General features: G+C 33.2%; 10 protein-coding genes. 3 read left to right on the top strand and 7 right to left on the bottom strand.

What is annotated here, in order from left to right:
• The first annotated feature begins 287 nt into the window (after positions 1 to 287).
• Complete coding sequence (locus tag ACFCYJ_RS26730) at positions 288 to 944, top strand: hypothetical protein (protein ID WP_376078929.1); 657 nt, start codon at positions 288 to 290, stop codon at positions 942 to 944.
• Between the two features lie 216 nt (positions 945 to 1,160).
• On the opposite strand, the gene ACFCYJ_RS26725 is transcribed toward ACFCYJ_RS26730, so the two are convergent.
• Positions 1,161 to 1,835, bottom strand: coding sequence for a KinB-signaling pathway activation protein (locus ACFCYJ_RS26725; protein ID WP_376078927.1), 675 nt, complete (start codon positions 1,833 to 1,835; stop codon positions 1,161 to 1,163).
• Positions 1,836 to 1,988: 153 nt separating this feature from the next.
• Here ACFCYJ_RS26725 and gerD point away from each other — a divergent pair, with 153 nt between their 5' ends.
• Positions 1,989 to 2,588 (top strand): spore germination lipoprotein GerD, encoded by a 600-nt coding sequence (gerD, locus tag ACFCYJ_RS26720; RefSeq protein ID WP_376078925.1) that lies wholly within the window; start codon positions 1,989 to 1,991, stop codon positions 2,586 to 2,588.
• A gap of 53 nt (positions 2,589 to 2,641) precedes the next feature.
• Here the strand turns inward: gerD and ACFCYJ_RS26715 are convergent, their stop codons facing one another.
• The 6 genes from ACFCYJ_RS26715 to ACFCYJ_RS26690 form a co-directional block, all read right to left on the bottom strand.
• A complete protein-coding gene (locus ACFCYJ_RS26715; protein ID WP_349660276.1) occupies positions 2,642 to 3,697 on the bottom strand; it encodes a P-loop NTPase in 1,056 nt (351 codons plus the stop codon).
• A 71-nt stretch (positions 3,698 to 3,768) separates the two neighbouring features.
• Positions 3,769 to 4,482, bottom strand: a complete 714-nt coding sequence (locus ACFCYJ_RS26710) for an N-acetylmuramoyl-L-alanine amidase (RefSeq protein WP_376078923.1) — start codon at positions 4,480 to 4,482, stop codon at positions 3,769 to 3,771.
• 236 nt (positions 4,483 to 4,718) lie between these two features.
• On the bottom strand, positions 4,719 to 5,669 hold the full coding sequence (locus tag ACFCYJ_RS26705; protein ID WP_376078921.1) for a DUF4822 domain-containing protein: 951 nt from the start codon (positions 5,667 to 5,669) through the stop codon (positions 4,719 to 4,721).
• 233 nt (positions 5,670 to 5,902) lie between these two features.
• Entirely contained in the window at positions 5,903 to 5,968 is a 66-nt protein-coding gene (gene rpsI, locus ACFCYJ_RS26700) for a 30S ribosomal protein S9 (RefSeq protein WP_376078931.1), read from the bottom strand.
• Positions 5,969 to 6,178: 210 nt separating this feature from the next.
• The gene (locus ACFCYJ_RS26695) at positions 6,179 to 7,798 is read right to left on the bottom strand and encodes an ORC-CDC6 family AAA ATPase (protein ID WP_376078919.1); all 1,620 of its coding nucleotides are present in this window, start codon (positions 7,796 to 7,798) and stop codon (positions 6,179 to 6,181) included.
• A 12-nt stretch (positions 7,799 to 7,810) separates the two neighbouring features.
• Complete coding sequence (locus tag ACFCYJ_RS26690; protein ID WP_376078917.1) at positions 7,811 to 8,509, bottom strand: hypothetical protein; 699 nt, start codon at positions 8,507 to 8,509, stop codon at positions 7,811 to 7,813.
• Positions 8,510 to 8,969: 460 nt separating this feature from the next.
• Between ACFCYJ_RS26690 and ACFCYJ_RS26685 the strand changes: the two genes are divergently transcribed.
• Positions 8,970 to 10,062 (top strand): hypothetical protein (locus tag ACFCYJ_RS26685; RefSeq protein WP_376078915.1); only part of this gene is annotated, 1,093 nt, incomplete at its 3' end.

Here is a 10,062-nt window from a genome sequence, read left to right as displayed (position 1 = left end):
TTGCGTCCGGAATCGGCTTTGTGCTTAGGCCTGCGTGATGCAGGTCAGTTAGCCGTTATCGCATGGATGCGATGATTTTAGGCTAACATCCTTTATTAACTCCTTTCCGATTCCGCGACATCCGCCGGAGGCATTAACTTCTGTAGCTGACGCTTTGCTTTCGCTACGAAAACATTTGTAGCTGACGCCTTGCTTTCGCTACGAAAACATTTGTAGCTGACGCCTTGCTTTCGCTACGAAATCATTTGCTGAAAGAAGTTAAAAATATAGAAACGAGGTTGTTATGAATGGTTCGTAAAACTTTGATTTCACTGCTTTTCATCGTAATACTGTTTGTCTTTATAAAGCCGATAAATTCTACTATGATTTCTGTATTTAATATCGCTGATGCTCCAGCAGTTGTAACAAAAGGACATTATGGTACATCACTTATTGTCGAAATTTCTTTCTCTGATGAAACCCTGTTGGATTGGCTTAAAACTGTAAAAGAACCTTATCCGCTTCTTTTGTTAGATGCTGCATGGATTGAACGTTCATCCGAGCACCTAAAAGTCATTCAAGAGCGAAAACTACCTACAGGATTATTAGGGCCTGAGGATTCCGTAGATAAGCCAATTGATCTTGCCGTCGTTCAAAAAGATATTAATATTTACGAAAAGCACTTACAAGAAACCCCACTTTGGTTTGCAACACGAAATCACCAGTATTCGCAGGATTTACAAAATAACTTATTTCAACAGCAGATGAATATACTTTCTCCCTCTCTAATCTGGAAAGGTGAAAAAACACCTAAATTACAAAAGGGAGATTTTGTTTTTATGTCTTTACACCAAAATAATAAAATCTCGATTAAAGAGCTGAATACATTTCTACAACAAAATAAATTTATGTCGATTGAGGAAAATATATTCGGCTATAAAGTTCAAACAAAAAAATCACCATAAAGCGAAACTTTAAGTGGGGGTTTTCTACATCCCCACTGATTATTAGTCTTCATCAATCGGGCTTTTACGGACAGTTGATTTCCCACACTTTCGCTAAATTTTACGGCAGAAGTCTTGTACCTGACGCTTCACTTTCGATAATTACTGCCCGCCCGTTAATGCGGGATTACAAAGAAGTTGCCTCTAACTAATAGAGGCAACTTCTTTTGTTAATTATTACGCGTTTTTAGCTTGTTCACGACGTGCTTTGCGGCGTGCTTCTAATCTTTGACGATCTTCTTCGGATTTTGCATTATATTTTGGTAATACTAATAATTGATAAGCATTTACAGCGAGTAGTGGGAATAGTAATAGTGCAACATACTCGTTAATATTTTCATCGCGACCCATTAATGCAATTGTCCATTCTAGTGTTGTAACAACAATCATAAAAAATAATGCTGAAACGAAAACGTGTTTTTTTCCAGTTAATTTTACTTTTTGAATAGCTGTTGCTATAGCACCTACTATTAATACAATTAACAAGCCAACATAGAATAACCAACTTTGTCCATCTTTTACACCTGGTATAAAGCGGAAGAATATAATATCAAAAATAGTAATAGCAATTAATAATAGCTGTACCCAATTCCATAATGTAAGTGTTCTAAAAATATTAACTCCCACTTGATGGAGCGTTAAATAAGCAAAAAAGCCTGCTTGTGCAATAACACTCATTGTAAATCCTAAGAAAACCATCCATAAAAGCCCGGCTAAAAATTCACCCCAGTGACCATTTGTTATGTATGGTTGAAAGAAGTCCCATCGAATAAATAAACTGCAAATTCCGTTGACTGCGCCACCAACGAGCATTGCAAAGAAGAAAAACTTTGCCCAATTTCGTATCGTCACAACTAAAAGTCCCCCAATTTCTCAATATATATCTGTACTTATTTTAACAATGCATTGTTAAAAAAGCTATTTCTCATCGTAACCAATACATAAAGTCATCATAAATGTGAACAATAATTGAAAGAGTCTATCTATAGAAAGGACTGATGATTGATGCGAAAATTCTTCTTACTACTAATTCTAATGCTGTTTCTTTCTGCCTGTTCACAAGATAAAGCCTCTACCATGTCCTATGAAGAAATAAAAAAAATAATGATCGACTCTTTACAAACTGAGGATGGTAAAAAGGCGCTGCGAAAGCTTTTAGAGGAACCAAGTTTCCGTGAATTATTAGTTTTGGAACATGATGAAGTGAAGAAGGCTACTGAGGCTACCTTGCTTTCCAAAGAAGCAGAAGACTTTTGGAAGAAAACGTTCGAAGATCCAAAATTTAAGGAAACCGTAGCTAAAAGTATGCAGAAGCAACAACAGGATATTATGAAGGAATTAATAAAAGACCCCACTTTCCAAAAAGATATGGAAGCTTTCTTTGGCCAGCCAGATATGCAAAAGCAGTTAGAGACTATTCTAAAATCCTCCAATATACGAAAACAAATGGAGGAAGTCGTCAAGGAAACGATTGAAAGTCCGCTTATGCAAACAAAATGGCAGGAGCTTATTAGGAAGAGCGGTGGAGAGACAGGTAAGGCTGGCGGCGGTAAAAAAGAAGAAGCTGGCGGTGGTGAGGGTAATGAGAAAAAAGGCACTCAATAACCACTTATATGTAAAAACGGATTTCCTCCATTGTTTGAGGAAATCCGTTTTCATTATTTATTTAATTTATTGATGATGTTCGTCGCGATGTCTAAATAGATTTGTCCTGTTGTGTGCTTTTCAGCATAAACAGAAGGTGCAAAATCTTCTTCTGACCAGTCAGGTTGACCAAGAGGAATTTGACCAAGTAGCTCTGTACGTAGCTCTTCTGCTAACTTTGGACCTCCACCTTGACCGAATACGAATTCACGGTCACCTGATTTTGATTCATACCATGCCATGTTTTCAATAACGCCTAAAATTTCATGGTCTGTTTGTAAAGCCATTGCACCCGCACGAGCTGCGACGAACGCTGCCGTTGGATGTGGTGTTGTTACAACAATTTCTTTTGATGAAGGAAGCATTTGGTGAATATCTAATGCAACGTCACCTGTACCTGGGGGTAAATCCAATAGTAGATAGTCTAGCTCGCCCCATTCTACATCACGGAAGAACTGATCTAACACTTTACCTAACATTGGTCCACGCCATACAATCGGTGCGTTATTTTCAACAAAGAAGCCCATCGAAATCATCTTCACACCTAAACGATCAACAGGGAAAATTCGATTGTCTACTACTTTAGGCATATCTGTAACACCCATCATATCAGGCACACTGAATCCATAAATATCAGCATCAATTAAGCCAACCTTCTTACCTAGACGAGCTAATGCAACAGCTAAGTTTACTGATACTGTAGATTTCCCTACACCGCCTTTACCAGAGGCAATTGAAATAACTTGTACTGTACTAAGCGGAGATAAAATATCTTGTGCCTCAGCTTCAGTTGCTACGCCACGGAAGCTCTGTAGTTTTTCTGCTGACAGCTCTTCGAAACGAATTCCAACTGTATTTGCACCCGCTTCTTTCAAAACTTCAACAATTTTCATTTGTAACTGTAATTGTTCAGGTGTATTTGTTTTAGCAATCGCAATTTTTACACTGACATGATTCTTCTCTTCTTTTATTGTTACGTTTGTAATACCGTCTGTTTCTGCGAATGATTTATGTAAAAATGGATCTTGTAGTTGTCCTAGTATTTCTCGTACTTGTTGTTCATTTATCACGACGAACACTCCCCTTATATTATCTCAATGTTAGTATATCATAATGATTTAATTTACGTTGTGTTGTTGCTCTATTCAATTTTAGCTAATAAATACTCTTCTATACCTTCAACAATGGCATCTCCCATTTTTTCTTGGTATTTCTTATCTGTTAATAGTGCACGTTCCTCATCATTACTTATAAATCCTGTTTCGACTAGTGCAGCAGGTACCTCAGCTTTTTTCAGTAAATATATTTGTTTTATAGACATTGCTTCTCGGTCAGTATTTTTCAAATTAGTACGAATAGCATCTTGAATGCTCTTTGCTAATAATTCACTTTCAGCATGTCCTTCTTGATGATAAAACACCTGTGCTCCACGCCATTTTGTTTCAGGAATGGCATTTGCATGAATTGTAATAAAAATATCCGGTTTTTCTTTTTCTACTATATCTTTTCTTAAAAAGATGTCCTGCTTTTTTCGTTCTCTCAATGTTCCAAACTTTTCTGAGGACGCGTGCTCATCGATAACATCTCCATCTTTTGTTCGAGTCATTACGACCGTTGCGCCTTTTTTCTTTAATTGCTTCTCAACATGCTGAGCAATTGCAAGTGTAATATCCTTTTCAATTACTTCGCCCTTTGAAGCACCTCCATCTTGACCTCCGTGTCCCGCATCGATGACAATTTTTTGGCCACCAAGTGGGTCCGGTAAGAAGAAGTTACGGTTCGAAGCATTCGTTTCATATGCCACGACCACTATACTCATTAGCATAATTACTCCTAGTGCAAGCCAGCGCTTCACCCATATCCACCACCCTTTTATATTTAGTGTACGAAGTTAGTGATTAAACTATGCCAGAAAGTAAAAAAACTCTTTAAGTAATCGGAAAGGAATTTTCAGCCTACTTTCAGCGGATATTTGTATATCGAAAGAAGCTATAATTAAGAGGTTTGTTTTGTAGTAGAAGATACTTTTTTAGTAAAAATAAAAAGGCATTAATCCATTTAAACAACAAGGACTAACGCCGTTAATATTTTTTATTTTAGTGTAAATTCAGGTTTAAACTTACCTGTATAAGGTTCATGCTCAACAAATACTGTTATATCCTTACCATCTTTATCTTTACCAGTTCTTTGATACGTGAATTTTTTATTATTTAGCTCGGTAATTTCGAGCACAGCTCCATATTTATTGTCGCCAATTGAAACATGGGCTCTTAATTTATTTCCATCGATAACATTAAAGTATCCATAGTCACCGCGACTTTTACCTGTTTCAGGATTGAAAAATTCATATTTATTCGTATTAGCATCATATTTCGCAATACTAATAAAATTTGTATTATATTGTGTTACATCATTTTTGTTTACATCTAATACAACTGTTCCTTGCCAAAGCGTATCAGCTAAGATTTTATCTCCATCCACATCCTTAACAATTGGGCCTGTAGAATTATTTAAAGCTTTAGCTGATTCAGTAAATGTTAGCTTTTTTTCCTTATAAGGAGCATGCTCAACGAATACCTCTGCATCGTTGCCATTTGCATCTTTACCCATTCTCTTAGACGTAAACATATTATTTTTTACCGTAGTAATTTCTTCAACTACTTGATAATTTTTCGTTTGTGAAATCAATATTCTATGCTTTCCGTCATGCGTAATAAAGAAAGTCCCTTTATCGTCAATACTTCCAGCTGTATTTGGATCGAAGAATTCATAGCGTCCTGAGTCAGCGTCATATTTCGCAAGGCCCATTAAATTTGAATTCTCAGCTGTTACATCTTTATTATTTTTATCGTAAACTTTTGTGGCTTGCCAGTTTGCACTACTAAGAATGTTAGCGTTTGCTTGACCTTCTGTTATTTCACCCTGTCTCTGATCTGCAGTATTCCCTGTCTTTACTTCCTCCGTTTTTTTTACGTCAGTTTTATTCTGACATGCACCAAGAAGTGCCATTGCTGCAAGTGATAATATTAGTAGCTTTTTCATATATTGACCTCCACTTTCAGAATAAACAACTTAACAGTAGTATCAGCCATTTCTATGTAAATTACACATCATAATTGCTACTGATATTCCAGTCAATAACAGTGCCTCAGGATTTCTTGGAATACTTGAAATTCTAAGTATAAGAACCCAGGTATAATAACATTTTCCAAACAAAAAAACCCTTTCTCGAAAATTCGAGAAAGGGCTTGGAAAACGTTGATATAACAACGATATTAACGTTTTGAGAACTGAGGAGCACGACGAGCGCCGCGTAGACCTGGTTTTTTACGTTCTAAAATTCCAGCTATTTCAGAGCGTACTATATAATAGTAGAAGGTTGAATTTTAAACGGTTTTCGCTCGTATCGATTTCACCGTATTTCGTTCAATTTCAAATTCTCATAGTTATTTTATAGTTAAAAACATCATACGCTGGCGGGTAATATATGTGATGGTTATTAGAAAATAAAAACTGATGTTTTTAAACGTAATAAATTCTATTAATATTTTTTAATCCGATAAATACTCATAAACACTTGAAATCGCTGCAGACTTAATACGTCTAGCTCGAACATCCCCTACCATATAAATTTTTTTAAAATCTTCCTCATTAGCCAACAATATATCTTTGATTTTAAATATGCTCACATTCTTCAGTTCTTCAATTTGCCAAACTGGTAAATCTAATACCTCTATCTCTTTTGAAAGTATTTCATTTAAAACCCCTGGCATATCTGGTTCATTTAAACCTTTAAAATCTACTTTTAAAGACTCGTAATTTTTACTGTTAATCCCATATTCTGTAGAGTTTCTAGGGGAAATAGATCTAATAATATCCAACGCTGTAGAAGTTGATACCGCTTCATTTGAAATCAAAATTCCTATATTTAAAAAATAACGACTGCCAACTTGTTTACTAGTAGCTTTAATTCCTTTACCTTCTTCAAATAAAATACCGGTATATTCCAATAGCCTTAAAGCTTCTTTAACAACTTGTGGTGCATCTCTATGTACCCAAAAATATGAAGATGTTTTCTTATCTTCTCCAAGTCTTTCGGCATTTTTCTTAACAATTGATGGCAGTACTTCATTTTCTATGAAATTTCTGCCCCAATCTATTAATTCTCTATGTCCTTTATATTTCTCTGCTAAATTAGAATGTTCTGACCAAATATCAGTTCTATAATAGCTTCGAATTGTTTCATTTACTTGTTTATTTTCAAGTTTTCCAGACGAAATAATTGTTTTTAACAAATGTCGTGGATTCCCACTTGCAGCGTAAGCTAAAATCGAAAAATTTTCTCCACGTTTTAATAGTTGGCTAATTTGTTCACTAGTTGTATCAGAACTAGCTACTAATTGTTTTACTACCATATCCTTCATATGTCTAATATAATCTTCTTCATTAATAGACCTATGTAAATTAATCAAACTAGCATCATGTGTAGGTTGAAAAAACTCCCCATATACAGTTACACCTGGATAGACTGCAGCATTACAAGAAATATAAGGACTTCTTAGATCTCTAAAAAGATTGAAAAATTGTCTTTGTTGTTCTGGTAAAAATACGTGTGCTGCTTCATCAATAAATAATACAATTCTATTAATACCCACATCTTCACAAATATCTTCTATTGCATCTAAAAAAGCATCAATCGTAGGGATTTCTGCAGCATTTATTTCTTGATTAGGGTCTTTCCAGGAATTTTCATACAATTCAACAATTTGTTCAAGATTGCTAACTTTTCCCATACCCTTATCTCCAAGTACAGTAAAACTTGAATTTGTAATATCTACTAATCCTTTCTTTTTTAAAGCTCTTAAAATTTCGTTACATATTCTAGCTAACATCCAGTTATGGAATTTGTTCTTGTTATTTGTTACTAGTAAGGAGCTACTTCTAAAAGTAACGTATACAGGTAAAACTTTTTTTTCATCAAAAGAATCGAGCATCTCTTTTTGAGCAACTTTAAATAAAAATGATTTTCCAACTCCACGACTTCCCACCAATATTACTGGTGATGACAATTTTAACTTATCAATAATTTGTCTTTCTTGCGCTGATTCAACAAAATAATTTAAAATTTCTTCATTTTTAATTTCTTCAGTTCTATAAAATATATTGACCATTTAAAATCACCCCTATTTATTTTGATAAGCAAAATATTCAATAAATCCGATATGATCAGTTATCGTATTTAGTATATTAGGATTTAAACTTAAATCAATTTCTTTGTAAAAACGTGCGGTTAATAAAAATATAATTAAAATTTTTGCATTTCCCGCTAAATTTATGTATCGGTCACTTAATTGCTTATTATAGGATAATTTTAAGTCTATATTCTCGTAGGTTCCATAATTTCCATGTGTATATTCAGAGCACTCTCTATAAGTTTTTTTTGCTAATCCACGAAATTCTCCAGCTTTGCTATTAAGGTCACTAAAATAAAGTTTTATAAATTTAGTAGAAAAAATACCTATATCTTCATCAGTTATCTTACTCCATGAGATATCCAGTTCGGCTTTAGTCCACAACCTAAATTCCATTTCTCGAGTAGAAAAATAAATTGCAGCACAAGTATGTTCAATAAAGAACCTAAGTGCCATAAAAGAATGTCGGTAAGAACCTTGTAATGCTAAATATATACTTCTTTGATATTCATTAATTGCATAAAAATAAAGTTCTTTCTCAAAACGGTTCTCTATTACAGCTTTCCATTCATTTAAATCATCTAAAAATGCTTGGCATTTAGAATATTCAGCGTGGTTGTCGTTCAAAGACATTTCTATAATCCCCTTAGAATTATCAATTAGTTGATGGTAATATTCTAACAAAGCCATGATTTACCTCCTATTACTTTTTTATATTTTATCACTGCTAATATTAATCGTAAACTCTCTTCTGATAATGAAAAGAGCATTAACTGTTCCTACATTTGTGTGAAAATAGGCAGTGCATATTGTTTTAGGTGAAACAGTCTCTTCTATAAATGTACGCTATTAGAGGATTTTTTTAGTTCGGGATATAATGTGAAGGGGCCAATCGTTAATTTTCGCTGTGGCGTATGAAAGGCACCTCCTTTAATTATTACCTTTATAGTAACGGGAGGTGCCGAGATCCCCATTAATCAATCCCTTTTTTCTACAAAAAAAGTAGAAATGCTACGGATAGCATTAGGGGATTTGAGTTTACTAAATGCCCCAAAAAAGTAAAATCAAGTGAACTTTCAATTATCCCTCCCCAAATAATACCTTATAGTATAAAATTATTTTTAATAAATAAAGATTAGGAGATGATTTGTTGTACAATAATTCCCCAAACCTAAAGGACTCAATTACCAATTTTGATAAATATTATGAAATCTTAGATACAGAGATTGATTTTGATTTTTATATACCTTATTCATTGGGTTGCTCAAATTTGCTTCACAAAAAAATATTTACCCAATACTCGCTTGATAAAGAAAAATACTATAATGCTTATAAGAATAGCCCTTTTTATAAAGATATCAGACTGACTTCATTAAGTGCTTCAAATCAATTAGCAACACAATATTTAATTGGTATTATATCTTGTATGAATACAGAAAAAGAAAAGAATAATTTTCTTATTAGCTTAATTAAAATTCCCTTTAAATTTATTGACCAATACATAAAGAAAAATCCGGTAGTTGATCTATATTCAATTAGAGATTTAAGTTTAGACTATGCTAAAAAAAACAAACTTTCTATTATCTTTGGTTCTATTCATGTGTTTTCAATTTCTTTATATTTATGTAAATGCTTAAATAAAAAAATTCTTTTAGAACACGATCATTTTACTGCTAAACTTATAAGTAAGATCTTTAAAGCATCTAACACACATCACACTTTTAGTTTAATTGAAAATAAATATACTGATGACATCAATAAATTCAAAGGCACTTATAGTAATTTTCCAATAAAAAAATTTAATGAACTATCTTTAAATCACTTTATTACAGAATTAAATAATATATATAAAAACCAATTTCTTAAATCAAATTCTAATACTGTTAAGACTGACGAACAATTTAATGAAATTGTTAATTCTCATGATTTTAATAATGGTTTATCAGTCCTGTCACATTTTTTATACTTCAGCGAAATCGACCACATAGATTTGCAAAACATCACCAGCATAAATCATGTAGACATCGACAATATTTTAAAATTTACTTTTATGATGTTAGATGATTTTAATAAAGATGATTCATTAAGTTCCGGTTTCCTATTTGGCTTACTAATTATTCTTGAATCAATTGTTAGAGATTACAAAAAAACTAAAAAATTATTATTAGATACCTCAATTGAAGAATCTTTATTAGAACTTTCAAATTTAAAACAAGATTATCAAAATCAACTTCATAAATTAC

This window comes from Lysinibacillus sp. NPDC056232 (assembly GCF_042267565.1).
GTDB lineage: Bacteria > Bacillota > Bacilli > Bacillales_A > Planococcaceae > Lysinibacillus.
The sequence above is the reverse complement of the archived record's forward strand: the minus strand, read 5'-3'. Positions and strand labels throughout refer to the sequence as shown.